Raw genomic sequence first — 18,364 nt, forward strand, 5'->3', positions numbered from 1 at the left:
TTCACGCCCCCGCCTTGGCGACGCCGGCGCCCTTGCCGGTGGTGCCGTCCGGTACGTCGAGCTGGTCCGTTTCGTGGAATTCGAGTTGGGCGCGCCGGTTGGCGATGAGTCCTTCGGGGCGGAAGCGCATCAGCAGGATGAGGGCGATACCGAAGCCGAGGAGCTGGTAGTCCTGGAGGAACTGGAGCTTCGCGGGGATCAGGTAGAGCAGGGAGGCGCCGATGAGCGGTCCGGTGATGGTGCCCATGCCGCCGAGGATGACGGCCGCGAGGAGGAACGCGGAGTTGGGCGGCACGGGGCCGGCGAACACGTACATCTCGGGGACGACGGTGTGCTGGACGTGTGCCTGTACGGTGCCGGCGAGGCCGGCCAGGGTGGCGCCGAGGGCGAAGGCGATGAGCTTGACGCGGAAGCCGTTGATGCCCATGGCGGTGGCGGCGGTCTCGTCCTCGCGGATGGCGACCCAGGCGCGTCCGATACGGGAGTCGCCGGCCCGGCTGAAGACGACGACCACGAGGATCATGGCGAGCAGCATCAGCAGGTAGTAGTTGGCGTAGGCGCCGAGTTCGATGCCGAGGACGGTGTGGGACTCGCCGAAGTTGTACCCGAAGAAGCTGAGGTCGGGGATGTTCGGCACACCGTTGGGGCCGTTGGTGATGCGGGGGCCCGAGACGCCGTCGAGGTTGCCGACCGCGATGCGGAAGATCTCTCCGAAGCCGAGGGTGACGATGGCGAGGTAGTCGCCGCGCAGCCGCAGGGTCGGTGCGCCGATGAGGACGCCGAAGATCAGGGAGACGACGGCGCCGGTGAGGACCGCGGCCCAGAAGGGGAAGTGGATGTCGAAGACGGAGGCGGTGGTTCCGGAGACGAGGGCGGCGGTGTAGGCGCCGACGCCGAGGAAGGCCACGTATCCGAGGTCGAGGAGTCCGGCGAGGCCGACGACGATGTTCAGCCCGAGGGCGACGGTCGCGAAGATGAGGATGTTGACCGCGATGAGGGTGAACTGGTCGGTGCTCTGGGTGAAGGGGAACGCGGCGGCGGCGACGAACGCGGCCGAGACGGCGATCAGGCGGTATTTGGCGGTGAGGCCGTTGATCCGCGCGATGAGGCCGGCTTTGAAGAGGGCGGTGGCGGTGAATCCGACGGTGAGCAGGTAGCCGGTGAAGAGTTCGGCGTACTCGGTGTCGATGCCGTAGGTGAAGACGAAGAGGCCGACGGCGAAGACGGCGACGATGATCAGGATCTCTGCCCAGGAGGGGAGTTCCTTGGGCCGCTTGGCCTGGCGGGTGTCGTCGGGCAGCAGGAAGGCGGCGGCGACGGGGATGACGGTGACGACGGCGGCGACGAAGCCGCCGGGGTCGAGGTTGACGAGTCCGCCGAGTTCGACGGCGATGGCGATGACCGTGAACCAGGTGGTGGCGAAGGCGCCGAGGGCGAGCAGCTGGAGTGCTTTGGTGGCGCCGGTGGGGGTGAGCCAGGTGAGGCCCTTGACGCCGAGTGCCGAGAGCGCGAAGAGCGCGATGAGCAGGCCGGCGGTGAGGGTGAGGAGCTGGAGGCCGCCGGGGTAGCCGTAGACGGTGAGGTCGCCGGGGAACTCGGTGGTGTAGGTCCAGGAGAGGAAGGTGCTGGCCACGGTGGCGATGCCGCCGACGAGGGTGAGCACGCGCAGCTGGGTGGCGCGCTTGGCGTCGGCCGGTGCCGTGGCGGGTGTGGCTTTGGTGGTGTCGGTGGTGTCGGTCGTGTTGTCAGTCGTCTTGTCAGTCATGGGGTCACGCCCGATCCGCGACGCGCTCGCCGAGCAGGCCCTGTGGCCTGACGAGGAGTACGAGGATGAGGAGGACGAAGGCCCAGACGTTGGCCCATGCGCCGCCGCCGAGCTGCTGCATCCCGGGGATTTCTTCGATGTACGCGATGGACATGGCTTCGGCGAGGCCGAGGACGACGCCGCCGACCATGGCTCCGTAGATGTTGCCGATGCCGCCGAGGACCGCGGCGGTGAACGCCTTGAGTCCGAGGAGGAAGCCCATCTCGAAGTTGATCTGGCCCTTGTCGAGTCCGTAGGCGACGGCGGCGACGGCGGCGAAGGCGGCGCCGATCGCGAAGGCCATGACGATGATGCGGTCGGTGTTGATGCCCATGAGCTTCGCGGTGTCGCGGTCCTGGGAGGTGGCCTGCATGGCGCGTCCGCTGCGGCTCTTCGAGACGAAGAGGCCGAGGGCGAGCATGCACAGGGGGGCGAGGACGAAGAGGAAGGCGTCGGCGCGCTGGATGTAGAGGCTGTCCGTGATGTGGAAGGACTCGCCCTTGAATTCCGGGAAGCTGATGGCCTTCTTGGCGTCGGGGTAGAACGCCCAGATGAGCTGCTGAAGGGCGATGGAGAGGCCGATCGCGGTGATGAGCGGTGCCAGCCGTGGGGCGCCTCGCAGGGGGCGGTAGGCGAATCGTTCGGCCGCGGTGGCGACGGCCACCGAGGCGAGGGCGCCGCCTGCGATCATGAGGGGGATCGCCACCACCAGGGAGGTTCCGCTGGGGAGCCAGGTGTAGGTGGTGAGGGCGCCGAAGCCCCCGATCATGAAGATCTCGCCGTGGGCGAAGTTGATGAGCTGCACGATGCCGTAGACCATGGTGTACCCGATGGCGATCAAGCCGTAGAGGGCACCGAGGGCAAGGCCGTTGGCGAGCTGTTGCGGCAGTTCGTTCACCGCAGGGCCTCCGATGGTGTCGGATATGACACCGCGCGAGGGCGCTGTTGCGCCCTCGCGCGGTTCGGTCGGTGTGTGGGGGCGTGGCGGTCCGGGTCAGTCCTCGAACGTGGCGCTCTTGACGTCCTTCCAGACACCGCCTTCGACCTTGTAGACGGTGAGCTGCTTGTTGGTGGTGTCGCCGTACTCGTCGAAGGCGACCTTGCCGGTCACGCCGTCGAAGGAGACCTTGGCGGTGGCTTCGAGGATCTTCTCGCGGGCGTCGTCGGGGAGCTTGCCGTCGTTGTCGGCGAGGACGGCCTTGACGGCCTGGATGATGGTCCAGCCGGCGTCGTAGGAGTAGCCGCCGTAGGCGCCGTACGGGTCCTTGTAGCCGCCCGCCTTGTAGTCGGTGATGAACTGCTTGGCGGTGTCGAGCTTCTCCACGGGGTAGCCGATGGAGGTGGCGAAGTCGCCGTCGTTGGACTCGCCGGAGGCGGAGATGAAGTTCGGGTCGTAGATGCCGTCGCCGCCCATGGTCGGGACCTGGGCGCCGGTCTTCTTGATCTGGTCGGAGAGCAGGCCGCCCTCGGGGTACTGGCCGCCGAAGTAGACGGAGTCGGCGCCCTTGGACTTGACCTTGTCGGCGGTGGCGGAGAAGTCGGTCTCCTTGACGGTGACGTGGTCGGTGCCGACGACCTTGCCGCCGAGGCGCTGGAACTCCTCGGAGAAGATCGCGGCGAGGCCGGCGCCGTAGGTCTGCTTGTCGTCGACGACGAAGACCTTCCGCTTCTTGGCGTCGTTGTAGTAGTACTGCGCGGCGAACTTGCCCTGGACGACGTCCGTGGCGGCGGTGCGGAAGTAGGAGGCGAAGGGGCGCTTCAGGTCGCCCTTGGCCCAGTTGTCGCCCTGGGAGAGGGCGGGGTTGGTGTTGGCGGGGGAGACCTGGACGAGCTTGGCGGTGTTGAAGACGCCCTGCATCGACTGGGCGACACCGGAGTTCAGGGGGCCGACGACACCGAGGACGTTCTTGTCGCCGACGAGCTTGGCGGCGTTGGCCTGGCCGGAGGCGGGCACGGCCTGGTCGTCGAGGGCCTCGATCTTGAACTCGACGCCGGGGACCTCGTTGTTCTTGTTCGCGGTCTTCGCGGCGAGGTCGACGGAGTTCTTGATGCCCTGGCCGAGCGCGGAGAGCGATCCGGTGAGCGGCGCGTCGACACCGATGACGACGGTGATCTTGTCGCTACCGCTGCTGCTTCCGCTGTCGTCGCGGGAGCCACAGGCGGTGAGCGTAAGCGCACCCGTCGTTATCGCGGTGGTGAGCATGATCAATGAACGGTGTCGCACGGTTGAGTCCTCTCCCCTGGCGCGGCCTCCTCTGCTGAGGTGCCGTTTGCGTTCGCCGGACTGTACTCGTGCGTACATATGAGCTGATGCTCACACCGGCGGCGCGGTGACTGGGCGTGACTCTAAGCGCAGGTGAGCGAGGTGGGGAGCGGTGAGCTAAGGATGTGACTGTCTTGTTATGCCGAGGCCAACACTTGGTGGGTGCAGTCCGGGCGAACCGTGACGTTCCACGTTTTCCGAATTTCGACCACATCGTGAGAACCTGCAGTTCCGCTAAGGGACTTGAGCGGTTTTTGGTGCTGACGGCCGATCGGGCAGGCGCGGGGAGCGAAACGGGCAGCGGGGTGTTCCGCGCGGGCAGCGGACGGATCTTCGTTCACCTGGCTGTTACACAGGGTGATGGCTGGCGGGGTGTCCGCGCGGGGCTCGGCGGAGCTCCCGTGAACGGTCACGGCGGCTCGCGCCAGTTCTCCGTACCGCCGGTGGCGCCGTTTCGCGCGGGTGCCGGGACCGGCGGGATCCGTGCGGGGGCGATGCGCCCGCCCGCACCGGATCCACGCCGTCCGACCGCGACCATGGGGGCACGGTAAGCGGTGCTCCCGGCCCGTACAAGAGGTCCTTGGAGCCCTGCTACGACGCGGTGGAGGCGGTGCCGGTGGGGGCTCCGGGGGAGGTACGCAGCAGACAGGTCAGCCGGGCGGTGCAGATCCGCTTGTCGTGCTCGTCGGTGACGACGATCTCGTACGTCGCGGTGGAGCGGCCGCGGTGGACGGGGGTGGCGACGCCCGTGACCATGCCGCTGCGCACGCCGCGGTGGTGGGTGCAGTTGAGGTCCACCCCGACGGCGATCTTGCTGGGGCCCCCGTGCAGCATCGCGCCGATCGAGCCGAGGGTCTCGGCGAGCACGGCGGACGCGCCGCCGTGCAGCAGGCCGTAGGGCTGGGTGTTGCCCTCGACGGGCATGGTGCCGACGACCCGCTCGGCGGACGCCTCGACGATCTCCACCCCCATCCGGTCGCGGAGTTGCCCCGCGGAGAAGATGGCGTTCAGATCGACGCCCAGCGCGGCGTATTCGTCGATGACGTCCTGCGGGAACTTCACGGTGGTCTGCTCACCCATGGGCCCGGCTCCGATCGGCTGCGGCGTTCGCTTGTGAGTGCGGTCTGCACCGTCCTGTCTATCAGATGACTGAGCGGACGCTTAGGTCCACTCCCCGGGGCCTGTTCCTGTCCGGACAGGAACAGGCCCCGGGTGGGGTTGTTCCTAGGCGAAGCGAACGACGACGGACTTGCTCGTCGGGGTGTTGCTCGTGTCCGCGGTGGCGCCCAGGGGGACCAGCACATTGGTCTCCGGGTAGTACGCGGCGGCGCAGCCGCGGGCGGTGGGGTAGTGGACGACGCGGAAGCCGGGGGCGCGGCGCTCGACACCGTCGGTCCATTCGCTGACCAGGTCGGTGTACGAGCCGTCGGCCAGGCCGAGTTCGGCGGCGTCCTCGGGGTTGACCAGGACGATCCGGCGTCCGCCCTTGATGCCGCGGTAGCGGTCGTCCAGGCCGTAGATCGTGGTGTTGTACTGGTCGTGGGAGCGCAGGGTCTGGAGCAGCAGCCGGCCTTCGGGCAGCTTCGGGTACTCCACGGGCGCGGCGGTGAAGTTGGCCTTGCCGGTGGCGGTCGGGAAGCGGCGCTCGTCGCGCGGGGCGTGCGGGAGGGCGAAGCCGCCGGGGTGGGCGACGCGGGTGTTGAAGTCCTCGAACCCGGGGATGACGCGGGCGATCCGGTCCCGGATGGTCGCGTAGTCCTTCTCGAACTCCTCCCACGGGGTGAGGGACCGCGGGCCGAGGGTGGCGCGGGCCATCCGGGCGACGATGGCCGGTTCGGAGAGCAGGTGGGGGCTCGCGGGCGGCAGGTTCCCCCGCGAGGCGTGGACCATGCCCATGGAGTCCTCGACGGTGACGATCTGCCGGACGCCCGCCTGTATGTCCTTGTCGGTGCGGCCGAGGGTGGGCAGGATCAGCGCGCGGGCGCCGGTGACCGCGTGGGAGCGGTTGAGCTTGGTCGAGACGTGGACGGTGAGGCTCGCGCGGCGCATCGCGGCCTCGGTGACGTTGGTGTCGGGGGTGGCGGCGACGAAGTTGCCGCCCATCGCGAAGAAGACCTTGGCCTTGCCGTCGCGGAGCGCCTCGATGGACCGTACGACGTCGTAGCCGTGGTGGCGCGGCGAAGTGATGCCGAACTCCCGGTCGAGCGCGTCGAGGAAGGCCGGCGCGGGCCGCTCGAAGATGCCCATGGTGCGGTCGCCCTGCACGTTCGAGTGGCCGCGTACGGGGCAGACGCCGGCGCCGGGGCGGCCGATGTTGCCGCGCAGCAGCAGGAAGTTGACGACCTCGCGGATGGTCGGCACGGAGTGCTTGTGCTGCGTGAGCCCCATGGCCCAGCAGACGATGGTGCGCTTCGAGGCGAGGACGAGGGCGAGGGCCTCCTCGATCTCGGCGCGCTCCAGGCCGGTGGCGGCCAGAGTCTGGTCCCAGTCGGCGGTGCGCGCCGCGGCGGTGAACTCCTCGTAGCCGTGGGTGTGTTCGCGGACGAACTCCTCGTCCACGGCGCCCGGGGTCTCGACGATCAGCTTGTTGAGCAGCCGGAAGAGGGCCTGGTCGCCGCCGATGCGGATCTGGAGGAAGAGGTCGTTCAGCGCGGCGCCCTTGAGCATGCCCTGGGGGGTCTGCGGGTTCTTGAACCGCTCCGTGCCCGCCTCGGGCAGCGGGTTCACCGAAATGATCTTCGCGCCGGCGGCCTTGGCCTTCTCCAGCGCGGAGAGCATCCGGGGGTGGTTCGTGCCCGGGTTCTGTCCGGCGACGATGATCAGGTCGGCCTGGTGCATGTCTTCGAGCGAGACGCTGCCCTTGCCGATGCCGATGGTCTCCGAGAGCGCGGAGCCGGAGGACTCGTGGCACATGTTGGAGCAGTCCGGCAGGTTGTTCGTGCCGAACTCGCGGGCGAAGAGCTGGAGCAGGAACGCCGCTTCGTTGCTGGTGCGGCCCGAGGTGTAGAAGAGGGCCTCGTCGGGCGAGCCGAGCGCGGTCAGCTCCTCGGCGATGATCGCAAAGGCCCGCTCCCAGGTCACCGGTGTGTAGTGGTCCGCGGAGCGGCCCTCGGCGTCCCGGTCGAGGAGCATCGGCCGGGTGATCCGGCCCTGCTGTCCCAGCCAGTAGCCGCTGCGGGTGGCGAGGTCGGCGACGGAGTGCGCGGCGAAGAACTCGGGGGTGACCCGGCGCAGGGTGGCCTCCTCCGCGACGGCCTTCGCGCCGTTCTCGCAGAATTCGGCCGTGTGCCGGTGGTCGCCCTCGGGCCAGGCGCAGCCGGGGCAGTCGAAGCCGTTCTTCTGGTTGACCTTGAGGAGGGTCTGCGCGGTGCGCCGCACACCCATCTGCTGCTGGGCGATACGGAGGGTGTGTCCGATGGCGGGGAGCCCCGCCGCCGCGTGTTTGGGGGCAGCGACCTGGGGGGCGTCCTGTACCGGATCACCTGTGGGCGGCTTGCTGGCCATCGCGCTCTCCCTCGGGCGTGGGGCTTTCGTGTACGGGTCCGATCCTGTCACGGGCCACCGACACCCCTCGGATGAGGTCCCGGCGTAGTCCCGGCGTAGTCCCGGAGTACGGCTTCACACGGCGGTCCGGCGGGCGCTGCCACAGTGATCCGGTGGCGCTCTCCGGGGCGGCTTCGCGGCGGCCCGGAGGCAGCCCGGAGACGGGGGTGGCGGGTGCGGCCGGTCGGGATTGTCAGTGGGGCGTGGCAGGATCGGGTGCGTGGCTGAGACAGCATCGAAGAAGATCGAAGACAACCGTCCGCGCCTGCTCCTCATGGACGGGCACTCCCTGGCGTACCGGGCGTTCTTCGCGCTGCCCGCGGAGAATTTCACGACCGCGACGGGCCAGCCGACCAACGCCATCTACGGCTTCGCGTCGATGCTGGCGAACACGTTGCGTGACGAGGCCCCCACACACTTCGCGGTGGCGTTCGACGTGTCCCGCAAGACCTGGCGCTCCGAGGAGTTCCCGGAGTACAAGGCGAACCGCTCGAAGACGCCCGACGAGTTCAAGGGGCAGGTCGAGCTGATCGGCGAGCTGCTGGACGCGATGCGCGCGGACCGGTTCGCGATCGACGGCTTCGAGGCGGACGACGTCATCGCGACGCTGGCCACGCAGGCGGAGGCGGCGGGCTTCGAGGTGCTGATCGTCACCGGCGACCGGGACTCCTTCCAGCTCATCAGCGAGCACACGACGGTGCTGTATCCGACGAAGGGTGTCTCGGAGCTGACGCGGTTCACCCCGGAGAAGGTCCAGGAGAAGTACGGGCTGACCCCCGCGCAGTATCCGGACTTCGCGGCCCTGCGCGGCGACCCCTCCGACAATCTGCCCGGCATCCCGGGGGTCGGTGAGAAGACCGCCGCCAAGTGGATCAACCAGTTCGGTTCGTTCGACGCGCTGGTGGAGCGCGCGGAGGAGGTCAAGGGCAAGGCCGGACAGAACTTCCGCGACCACCTGGAGTCCGTCAAGCTCAACCGCCGGCTCACGGAGATGGTCCGTGACGTCGAGCTGCCCAAGGGCCCGGCTGACCTGGAGCGCGCCCCCTACGACCGGGCGGCGCTCAAGGGCGTCCTCGACGTGCTGGAGATCCGCAACCCGAGCCTGCGCGAGCGGCTGCTCGCCGTGGATCCGGGGGCGGCGGAGGACGAGGCCCCGGCGCCCGCCGCGGGTGTCGAGCTGGACGGCGCCGTGCTGGGCTCCGGCGAGCTGGCGCCCTGGCTGGCGGCCCACGGCGAACAGCCGCTCGGTGTCGCCACCGCCGACACCTGGGCGCTGGGCGCCGGCAGCGTCAGCGAGATCGCGCTCGCCGCGGCGGACGGGCCCGCGGCCTGGTTCGACCCGGCGCGGCTCGACGAGGCCGACGAGCGGGCCTTCGCCGCCTGGCTCGCCGCCGCCGACCGCCCCAAGGTGATGCACAACGCGAAGGGCGTGATGCGCGTCGCCCCCGAGCACGGCTGGCGGGTCGGCGGCGTCACGATGGACACCGCTCTCGCCGCCTATCTGGTCAAGCCGGGCCGCCGCTCCTTCGCGCTGGACGCCCTCGCCATCGAGTACCTGGGCCGCGAGCTGGCCCCCGCGGCGGCCTCCGACGGACAGCTCGCCTTCGGCAGCGACGAGCAGGCGGAGGCCGACGCGCTGATGGCGCAGGCCCGCGCGGTCCTCGACCTGGGCGGCGCGTTCACCGAACGGCTGGGCGAGGTCGGCGCCACCGAACTGCTCGACGACGTCGAGTTGCCCACCTCCGTCCTGCTGGCCCGCCTGGAGCGGCACGGCATCGCCGCGGACCGGGCCCATCTGGAGTCCATGGAGCAGCAGTTCGCGGGCGCGGTGCAGCAGGCCGTCAAGGAGGCGTACGCCGCCGTCGGCCGCGAGTTCAACCTCGGCTCGCCCAAGCAGCTCCAGGAGGTCCTCTTCGGCGAGCTGGGGCTGCCCAAGACCAAGAAGACCAAGACCGGTTACACCACGGACGCCGACGCGCTGGCCTGGCTCGCCGCCCAGACGGAGCACGAGCTGCCGGTGATCATGCTGCGCCACCGGGAGCAGGCGAAGCTGCGGGTCACGGTCGAGGGGCTGATCAAGACGATCGCGGCCGACGGCCGGATCCACACCACGTTCAACCAGACCGTCGCGGCCACCGGCCGGCTCTCCTCCACCGATCCCAACCTCCAGAACATCCCGGTCCGCACCGACGAGGGCCGGGCGATCCGCCGCGGTTTCGTCGTCGGCGAGGGCTACGAGTCGCTGATGACGGCGGACTACAGCCAGATCGAGCTGCGTGTGATGGCCCACCTCTCCGAGGACGCCGGCCTGATCGAGGCGTTCACCTCCGGTGAGGACCTGCACACCACCGTCGCCTCCCAGGTGTTCGGCGTGGAGAAGTCCGCGGTCGACCCCGAGATGCGCCGCAAGATCAAGGCGATGTCGTACGGACTGGCCTACGGCCTCTCGGCGTTCGGCCTCTCCCAGCAGCTCAACATCGAGGCCGCCGAGGCACGTGGCCTGATGGACACGTTCTTCGAGCGCTTCGGCGGCGTACGGGACTATCTGCACCGCGCGGTCGTCGAGGCCAGGGCCACGGGGTACACGGAGACGATGCTGGGCCGCCGCCGCTATCTGCCCGACCTGAACAGCGACAACCGCCAGCGCCGCGAGATGGCCGAGCGGATGGCGCTCAACGCGCCCATCCAGGGCACCGCCGCGGACATCGTGAAGGTCGCCATGCTCCGGGTCGACCGGGCGATGGAACAGGCCGGACTCACCTCCCGGATGCTCCTCCAGGTCCACGACGAAATCGTCCTGGAGATCGCCCCGGGCGAGCGCGAGCGGGTGGAGGAGTTGCTGCGCCGCGAGATGTCGGCCGCGGTCGAATTGCGCGCGCCGCTGGACGTCTCGATCGGCGTGGGCACCGACTGGGAGTCCGCGGCGCACTGACCCGGGCGGGCCACCACCCGCCGCCGCCCCGGACTCAGCCGTCCGCCGCGCCGCACGTCCGCCGCGCCGCACGTCCGCCGCGCCGGGCGGCACGCCGCCCCGGGCGTCCGCACGGTGCCCTGGCGGCACCCGCCGGCGTCCCGGTGGGTGCCGCCGACGCGTGCCCGGCCGGGCAGCCGCCGACGGACAGCGGCGCGAAACGGGCGGCCGGGCGGCGCGGTCCGGGCCGACGGGAGCGGACCGGCCACCAGAGGTCACGCGCCCATACGGACGACTGGGCGACGCGGAGGTGGCGAACTGGTGAAAACGGCCGACCGACCGGTGTGCTGGGGCCAGGAGTTGACATAGGGTCGCCTGAGTCCTCGCGCGGGGAGCGCGAACAGCCGTCCACGGGGAGGGACCCGACCTATGCCAGCGCTATTCGGCAGCCGACTGCGCAGAGGAGCGACCACCACCGCCGTGGCCGCCGCCGCCATCGCGGCACTCTCCGCGTCCCAGGCACCCGGCGCCATCCCCACCGGCGCGGGCGGGTCCCAGGCCGCCGACGCGACGCCGTCCCCCGACACCGCGGTGACCGGCAACTCCCCCTACTACACCGAGCTTCCGCCGCTCACCACCCCGGACAAGCCCGGCACCTCGATAGACCTGCCGGCCAAGGGTCCGGCGGAAGCGGGCATACCGGCCACCGTCCTGGCCGCGTACAAGAGGGCGGAACAGACCGTCACGGAGGACAAGCCCGGCTGCAACGTGCCGTGGCAACTCCTCGCCGCGATCGGGAAGGTGGAGTCCGGCCAGGCACGCGGCGGCCAGGTCGACGCCGACGGCACCACGCTCGCGCCGATCCTCGGCCCAGTCCTCAACGGCGTCGGCTTCGCCAACATCTCCGACACCGACAACGGCCGCTACGACGGCGACACCACGCACGACCGCGCCGTCGGCCCCATGCAGTTCATCCCGTCCACGTGGGCGACCTGGGGCCAGGACGGAAACGGCGACGGCCGCAAGGACCCCAACAACATCTACGACGCGGCGCTCGCGGCGGCCTACTACCTCTGCGCGGGGGACCGCGATCTCTCCGTCGAGGCCGACCTCCACCAGGCGATCCTCGGCTACAACCGCTCCACGGAGTACCTGAACACGGTCCTGACCTGGTTCCGGTACTACAAGAACGGCACGCACGAGGTCCCGGACGGCCAGGGCGTGCTGCCCGTCGGCCCCGGCCCCGGGGCTCCCTCCACCACCCCGCCCACGACGCCCGGCCCCACCGTCCCGCCGTCCACGTCGACGCCGGACAAGCCGGCCGCATCTCCCCGGCCGAACACCCCGAGCACGCCCGACACATCGACGCCGAAGCCGCCGACCGGCACCCCGAAGCCGCCCGCCACCGGCACCCCGAAGCCGCCCGCCACCGGCACCCCCAAGCCGCCCGCCACCGGCGACGGCGAGACGCCCGGCACCCCGGACCCGGAGCCCGTCGTCGCGAATCTGGTGAAGACCGGCTCCGGTACGGCCACCGCCGTGGCGGGCGGCCGCTTCGCCGAGGGCGTCTCGGTACGCGCCACGGACGCGGCCGGTGAACCGGTCGCCGACGTACCCGTACGGTTCGAGATCGTCGGCGACACCGACGCGCGCTTCGTACCCGGCAAGACCGGGCTGACCGTCGTCACCGGCGAGGACGGCGAGGCCACCGCCCCGGTCGTCCAGGCGGGCGAGCGGACCGGCACCTTCACGATCCGCGCCACCGTCGTCGACGAACTGGACATCGGCGCGGTCGACTACACGGCGAAGGTGACGGCACGTCAGGCCGACGGACTCGCCAGGACCGCCGACACGGCGCTGACGGCCGCGCCCGGCGCCGAGTTCGCCGACCTGGTCGAGGCCAAGGCCACCTACCAGGGAGCCGCCGCTCCGAACGTGGCCGCGAGCGCAGCCTTCGTCACCTCCGCGACCGACGACACCGCCCCCGCCGACAGCCCCTACTTCAAGGACGCCGACGGCAACCCGCTGCGGGCGCTGACGGAGCTCAAGACCGACGCCGACGGCGTCCTCCAGCTCCCGAAGATCTTCGCGGGCGACACCGCTGGCACGTTCCTGCTCCGTATCAGCACCGAGGGCGGCGCCACCCTGACCGTAGAGCTGACGGTCGCCTGACCCACCGCGCGCAGGCCGGGAGCGGGAAGCCCCGCCCCCGGCCTCCGCGCCCTACGGCCGGTGGCGTCAGCGCCGGCCGTTCAGGCGGCGCGTCGCCACCGCCGTCGACGGGTCCTCCGGCCACGGGTGGCGCGGATAGCGGCCCCGCAGCTCCGCCCGTACGGCCCGGTAGCCGTCCCGCCAGAACGACGCCAGATCCGCCGTCACCGCCGCGGGCCGCCCCGCCGGCGAGAGCAGGTGGACCAGTACCGGAACGCCCGCCTCCCCGGCCACCCGCGGCGTGTCCCGCAGCCCGAACAGCTCCTGGAGCTTCACCGCGAGCACCGGCTGCGGCCCGCCGTACTCCACCCGTACGCGCGAACCGCTCGGCACCTCGATCCGCTCCGGCGCCAGCTCGTCCAGCCGCGCCGCCTCCCCGGTCGACCAGGGCAGCAGCCGTCGCAGCGCCTGCCCCGCGTCCAGCCGGCCCAGATCCGCGCGCCGCCGCGCCCGGGACAGCTCCGGCTCCAGCCACGCGTCGGCCCGCGCCAGCAGCGCCCCGTCCGAGACGTCCGGCCAGCCGCCGCCCAGCTCCCGGTGCAGGAACCCGAGCCGCTCGCGCAGCCCCTCCGCGTCGCGCGTCCAGCGCAGCAGCCCCAGCCCCTCCCGTTCCAGACCGGCCAGCAGGGCCCCGCGCACGAGCCCCGGATCCGGCTGCTTCAGCGGGCGTACGGACAACTCCACCGCGCCCAGCCGTGCCACCCGGGTGGCCACCACCTCGCCGCCCTCCCAGCGCACCTCCTCGCCCTCGGAGTACGCGGAGCCGCCCACCGCCCGCGCGGTGTCCTCGTCGACGACGGCGGCCAGCCGTACCCGCGCCGACGCGGCCGTGGCGGGCCGGTCCGCGACCGCCACCGCCAGCCAGCCCGCGCCCCGCAGCGCGGAGCCCTGGCCCAGCTCGGCCCCCGTCCCCGAGACCATCAGGAACGCCCCCTCGCCCCGGGCCCGGGCGACCCGCTCGGGGAAGGCGAGCGCGGTGACCAGCCCCGCGGCGGCATCGTCGGACGCGGCCCCGGCCGCGGCCCCGGCCCCGGCCCCGGACCGGTCCCGGGCGCGCGCGCCCGTCACGGACGAGGTGAGCCGTCGTACCTCCTGGCGCCAGCGCGCCGCGTACCCGTCCCCACTCCCGCCCCTGCGCGCCGTACGCCACGCCGCCGCCAGATCGTCCCCGTACGCCCTCGGCGGTTCCTCGCTCAGCAGCGCCACCACCTCCGCCGCCCGGCCCGCGCCCACCTCGGACGCGCCGTCCAGGAGCGCCCGCGCGAGCCGGGGATGCAGACCGAGCCCGGCCATCCGGACGCCCCGCGCCGTCGCCCGGCCGTCCCCGTCCACCGCGCCGATCGCGGTCAGTACCGAGCGCGCCGCCGCCAGCGCACCCGCGGGCGGCGCGTCCAGCAGGGCGAGCCCCTCGGCCGACGGGTCGCCCCAGCACGCCGCCTGCAGCGCGAACGCCGCCAGATCCGCGACCTTGATCTCGGGGGAGGGGAAACGCGCCAGCCGGCCGTCCTCCGCCTCCGACCAGCAGCGGTACACCGTCCCGGGGGCCTCGCGCCCGGCCCGCCCGGCGCGCTGTCCGGCGCCCGCACGGGACACCCGTACCGTCGTCAGCGCGCTCAGCCCCCGGGCATGATCCGTACGGGGCTCGCGCGCCAGCCCGGCGTCCACGACGACCCGTACGCCCGGCACGGTCAGGCTGGATTCGGCCACCGCCGTGGCCAGCACCACGCGGCGGCCCGCCGCCGCCCCCGCCAGCACCGCGTCCTGCACGGCCGCGGGCGCCCGGCCGTGCACCTGGAGCACCTCGGCGCCGCACTCCCCGAGCAGCCCGGCCACCCGGCCGATCTCGCCCACCCCCGGCAGGAAACACAGCACATCGCCGACGCGCTCGGCGAGCGCCCGGCGCACCACCGACGCCACATGCGCCAGCAGCGCCGGATCGACCCGCATCCCGTGCGGCGGGCGCACGGCCGCCGAGGGCGGCGCCCACACCACCTCCACCGGATACGACACCCCGCTCGCCGTCACCACCGGCGCGTCCCCGAGCAGCCGCGCCCACCCCGCCGCGTCGGTGGTCGCGGACGCCGCCACCAGCCGCAGCTCGGGCCGGAGTGCCGCCCGTACGTCCAGCAGGAACGCCGCCACCGTGTCCGCGTCGAGGTGGCGCTCATGGCACTCGTCGAGGATCACCACGTCGACCCCGGCCAGCTCCTGGTCCCGCTGGAGCCGCTGCAGCAGCACCCCGGTGGTCACCACCTCCACCAGCGTGGAGCGCCCCACCGCGCGCTCCCCGCGCACGGTGAATCCCACGCGCTCCCCGACCGGCTCGCCCAGCAGCCACGCCATCCGGCGGGCCGCCGCGCGCGCCGCGATCCGCCGGGGCTCCGCCACGATCACCCGCCGTACCGGGCCCTCCCCGCCCTCCCCGAGCAGCCCGGCCAGCACCAGCGGCACCAGCGTCGTCTTGCCGGTGCCCGGCGGCGCGCAGAGCACCGCGCCGCCGTGCTCGTCGAGGGCACGTTCCAGCGCGGGGGCGGCGGTACGTACGGGCAGGCTGCCGAGGATGTCGTCGCGGATCACCCGCCCAGTGTCGCCTGCGGCGCTGCGCGCACCGTGCCGTCGGCCGCGTACCGCCGCATACCTCGGCGGCGTACCTCGGTCCGGCCTGCCTCAGTCGCGCTCGCAGACGAAGATCGCCGTCCCCGGGATCAGCGCGCCGCGCAGCGGGGACCAGCCGCCCCACTCCTGCGTGTTCCACTCCGGCCACTCCGGCTCCACCAGGTCGACCAGCCGGAAGCCGCCGGCCACCACGTCCCGTACCCGGTCACCGACCGTCCTGTGGTGCTCCACGTAGACCGCGCGCCCCGCCTCGTCCTGCTCCACGTACGGGGTGCGGTCGAAGTACGACGCCCCGGCCGTCAGACCCTCGGGCCCCGGCTCGTCGGGGAACGCCCAGCGCACCGGGTGCGTCACCGAGAAGACCCAGCGCCCGCCGGGCCGCAGGACGCGCCGTACCTCGCGGAACACCTTCACCGGGTCCGCGACGAACGGGATCGCGCCGTACGCCGAGCAGGCCAGGTCGAAGGAGCCGTCCCGGAAGGGCAGCGTCCCCGCGTCCGCCTGCACCAGCGGGAAGGCACGGCTGCGTCCCTCCGCGATGCGCAGCGCGTGCTGGAGCTGGCGGTGGGAGAGGTCCAGCGCCACGGGGTGCGCGCCCTGCGCCGTCAGCCAGCGCGAGCACTGCGCGGCGCCCGCCCCGATCTCCAGGACGTCCTTGCCGCGCAGTTCCTCCGCCGGGCCCAGCAGCTCGGCCTCCACCTCGTCGAGCCCCTCGGGGCACCAGACGAAGCGGTCGTCGCCGAGGAAGCTGCCGTGCTCGATCTGGTAGTCGTCGGCGTTCCTGTCCCACCAGCCCCGGTTGGCGCGGCTGCTCTCCGTCTCACCGGAGTCACGGCGGGTCGCCTCGGGCTCGATTCCGGCCTCGGTTCCAGCTTCGGGTCCGGGCTCGGCCGCGGACCCGTCCCCGGGCTCCGCTGCGGCTTGTTCCTGCTGCTCTTGGATCATCATGTCCGTCGTCGTAGGGTGCGGGCGGAGGCCCTTGTGGCCTCATCAAACGCAGTTTGTGCCGGGTATGGGACGTTCCGCCCCGGGTGTGCGCCTTCGCGCATTGACCGTGCCCGGCTGCCCCCGTATGCTAAAGGTTGCGCTGCGGGCTTGCGCGCCTCAGACGTAGCAGCCGCGCTCGCACTCTGTAAGTGGGTTTTCCTCGGTCGGCGAGGCGCTTTCCCTGGCTCTTCGGGGACGGCGCTCCCTTGGCTGTCCGGGTACTTGCAGGTGGCGATACGGGCTCCCGGCGTAGCAGTACCTACGACTCACTGTCCGCACCGGAGCCCTTTCCCACATGACGAGCAGCACCGAGACCACCGCCACCACCCCGCAGGTTGCGGTCAACGACATCGGTAACGAGGAAGCCTTCCTCGCCGCGATCGACGAGACGATCAAGTACTTCAACGACGGCGACATCGTCGACGGCGTCATCGTGAAGGTCGACCGGGACGAGGTCCTGCTCGACATCGGTTACAAGACCGAAGGCGTCATCCCCTCCCGCGAGCTTTCGATCAAGCACGACGTCGACCCCAACGAGGTCGTCGCCGTGGGCGATGAGATCGAGGCCCTGGTTCTCCAGAAGGAGGACAAGGAAGGCCGTCTCATCCTGTCCAAGAAGCGTGCGCAGTACGAGCGCGCCTGGGGCACGATCGAGAAGATCAAGGAAGAGGACGGCATCGTCACCGGTACCGTCATCGAGGTTGTCAAGGGTGGTCTCATCCTCGACATCGGCCTCCGTGGCTTCCTGCCGGCCTCCCTCGTCGAGATGCGCCGCGTCCGTGACCTCCAGCCCTACGTGGGCAAGGAGCTCGAAGCCAAGATCATCGAGCTGGACAAGAACCGCAACAACGTGGTCCTGTCCCGCCGTGCCTGGCTGGAGCAGACCCAGAGCGAGGTCCGCCAGACCTTCCTCACGACCCTGCAGAAGGGCCAGGTCCGCTCCGGCGTCGTCTCCTCGATCGTCAACTTCGGCGCGTTCGTGGACCTCGGCGGCGTCGACGGTCTCGTGCACGTCTCCGAGCTGTCCTGGAAGCACATCGACCACCCCTCCGAGGTGGTCGAGGTCGGCCAGGAGGTCACCGTCGAGGTTCTCGACGTGGACATGGACCGCGAGCGTGTCTCCCTGTCGCTCAAGGCGACGCAGGAAGACCCGTGGCAGCAGTTCGCCCGGACGCACCAGATCGGCCAGGTCGTCCCCGGCAAGGTCACCAAGCTCGTTCCCTTCGGCGCGTTCGTCCGCGTCGACGAGGGCATCGAGGGTCTGGTCCACATCTCCGAGCTGGCCGAGCGCCACGTGGAGATCCCGGAGCAGGTCGTCCAGGTCAACGACGAGATCTTCGTCAAGGTCATCGACATCGACCTGGAGCGCCGCCGCATCAGCCTCTCGCTGAAGCAGGCCAACGAGTCCTTCGGCAGCGACCCGGCCTCGGTCGAGTTCGACCCGACGCTCTACGGCATGGCCGCGTCCTACGACGACCAGGGCAACTACATCTACCCCGAGGGCTTCGACCCCGAGACCAACGACTGGCTCGAAGGCTTCGAGACCCAGCGTGAGGCGTGGGAGGGCCAGTACGCCGAGGCGCAGTCGCGCTTCGAGCAGCACCAGGCCCAGGTCATCAAGTCCCGCGAGGCCGACGAGGCCGCCGCTGCCGAGGGTGCTGCCGCGCCCGCCGGCGGGGGCAGCGCTCCGGCCGCCTCCGGTGGCGGTGGCTCGTACTCCTCGGAGTCGGCGGACAACTCCGGCGCCCTGGCGTCGGACGAGGCGCTCGCCGCGCTGCGCGAGAAGCTGGCCGGCGGCCAGAGCTGACGCTCCGGCAGTGTGTCGTAGGTAGCAGGACCGCTTGAACGTGAGGCCCGTTCCCCTCGGGGAGCGGGCCTCACGCGTGTCCCCGTGTGCGTGTCTCTGTGTGCGGGTGCTCGCGTGCCCGCGTGTGTGCGTGTCCCGATCCGTTCAAGAAGGCGCACGGTCCGGGAGGTTAGGCGGGTGGGACGTGGGGAATGCCTGCGCCCCATGACGCGTTCTTCGTTA

Annotated in this window: 10 protein-coding genes; 3 read left to right on the forward strand and 7 right to left on the reverse strand. The window is 71.4% G+C overall.

What is annotated here, in order from left to right:
* Nucleotide 1: 1 nt before the first annotated feature.
* The 5 genes from ACFXKG_RS11885 to ACFXKG_RS11905 all read right to left on the reverse strand — a co-directional run bounded on the left by ACFXKG_RS11885 (nucleotide 2) and on the right by ACFXKG_RS11905 (nucleotide 7,571).
* Complete coding sequence (locus ACFXKG_RS11885) at nucleotides 2-1,765, reverse strand: branched-chain amino acid ABC transporter permease (protein ID WP_384836044.1); 1,764 nt, start codon at nucleotides 1,763-1,765, stop codon at nucleotides 2-4.
* 4 nt (nucleotides 1,766-1,769) lie between these two features.
* Nucleotides 1,770-2,702 (reverse strand): branched-chain amino acid ABC transporter permease, encoded by a 933-nt coding sequence (locus ACFXKG_RS11890; RefSeq protein ID WP_384836047.1) that lies wholly within the window; start codon nucleotides 2,700-2,702, stop codon nucleotides 1,770-1,772.
* A 96-nt stretch (nucleotides 2,703-2,798) separates the two neighbouring features.
* On the reverse strand, nucleotides 2,799-4,028 hold the full coding sequence (locus tag ACFXKG_RS11895; RefSeq protein WP_384836049.1) for a branched-chain amino acid ABC transporter substrate-binding protein: 1,230 nt from the start codon (nucleotides 4,026-4,028) through the stop codon (nucleotides 2,799-2,801).
* Nucleotides 4,029-4,658: 630 nt separating this feature from the next.
* Nucleotides 4,659-5,147 (reverse strand): PaaI family thioesterase, encoded by a 489-nt coding sequence (locus ACFXKG_RS11900; protein WP_384836052.1) that lies wholly within the window; start codon nucleotides 5,145-5,147, stop codon nucleotides 4,659-4,661.
* Between the two features lie 144 nt (nucleotides 5,148-5,291).
* Nucleotides 5,292-7,571 (reverse strand): FdhF/YdeP family oxidoreductase, encoded by a 2,280-nt coding sequence (locus ACFXKG_RS11905; RefSeq protein ID WP_384836055.1) that lies wholly within the window; start codon nucleotides 7,569-7,571, stop codon nucleotides 5,292-5,294.
* Between the two features lie 259 nt (nucleotides 7,572-7,830).
* Between ACFXKG_RS11905 and polA the strand changes: the two genes are divergently transcribed.
* Entirely contained in the window at nucleotides 7,831-10,542 is a 2,712-nt protein-coding gene (gene polA, locus ACFXKG_RS11910; protein ID WP_384836058.1) for a DNA polymerase I, read from the forward strand.
* A 408-nt stretch (nucleotides 10,543-10,950) separates the two neighbouring features.
* On the forward strand, nucleotides 10,951-12,693 hold the full coding sequence (locus tag ACFXKG_RS11915) for a lytic murein transglycosylase (RefSeq protein ID WP_384836061.1): 1,743 nt from the start codon (nucleotides 10,951-10,953) through the stop codon (nucleotides 12,691-12,693).
* A 66-nt stretch (nucleotides 12,694-12,759) separates the two neighbouring features.
* Here the strand turns inward: ACFXKG_RS11915 and hrpB are convergent, their stop codons facing one another.
* Together hrpB and ACFXKG_RS11925 are read right to left on the reverse strand one after the other, a co-directional pair.
* Entirely contained in the window at nucleotides 12,760-15,309 is a 2,550-nt protein-coding gene (hrpB, locus tag ACFXKG_RS11920; protein WP_384836064.1) for an ATP-dependent helicase HrpB, read from the reverse strand.
* A 90-nt stretch (nucleotides 15,310-15,399) separates the two neighbouring features.
* Nucleotides 15,400-16,296 carry a class I SAM-dependent methyltransferase gene (locus ACFXKG_RS11925; protein WP_384836067.1) on the reverse strand — a complete coding sequence of 299 codons (897 nt, stop codon included), beginning with the start codon at nucleotides 16,294-16,296 and terminating at the stop codon, nucleotides 15,400-15,402.
* Between the two features lie 334 nt (nucleotides 16,297-16,630).
* Between ACFXKG_RS11925 and rpsA the strand changes: the two genes are divergently transcribed.
* Complete coding sequence (gene rpsA / locus ACFXKG_RS11930; protein ID WP_365808547.1) at nucleotides 16,631-18,142, forward strand: 30S ribosomal protein S1; 1,512 nt, start codon at nucleotides 16,631-16,633, stop codon at nucleotides 18,140-18,142.
* Nucleotides 18,143-18,364: the final 222 nt, after the last annotated feature.

The sequence above is a fragment of the Streptomyces sp. NPDC059255 genome, assembly GCF_042752355.1.
GTDB lineage: Bacteria > Actinomycetota > Actinomycetes > Streptomycetales > Streptomycetaceae > Streptomyces.

Bases quoted from the DNA above. Each gene is read 5' to 3' on its own strand.
- rpsA (WP_365808547.1), top strand. From the start codon at position 16,631: ATGACGAGCAGCACCGAGACCACCGCCACCACCCCGCAGGTTGCGGTC.
- ACFXKG_RS11925 (WP_384836067.1), bottom strand. From the start codon at position 16,296: ATGATGATCCAAGAGCAGCAGGAACAAGCCGCAGCGGAGCCCGGGGAC.
- ACFXKG_RS11900 (WP_384836052.1), bottom strand. From the start codon at position 5,147: ATGGGTGAGCAGACCACCGTGAAGTTCCCGCAGGACGTCATCGACGAA.
- ACFXKG_RS11905 (WP_384836055.1), bottom strand. From the start codon at position 7,571: ATGGCCAGCAAGCCGCCCACAGGTGATCCGGTACAGGACGCCCCCCAG.
- ACFXKG_RS11915 (WP_384836061.1), top strand. From the start codon at position 10,951: ATGCCAGCGCTATTCGGCAGCCGACTGCGCAGAGGAGCGACCACCACC.
- ACFXKG_RS11885 (WP_384836044.1), bottom strand. From the start codon at position 1,765: ATGACTGACAAGACGACTGACAACACGACCGACACCACCGACACCACC.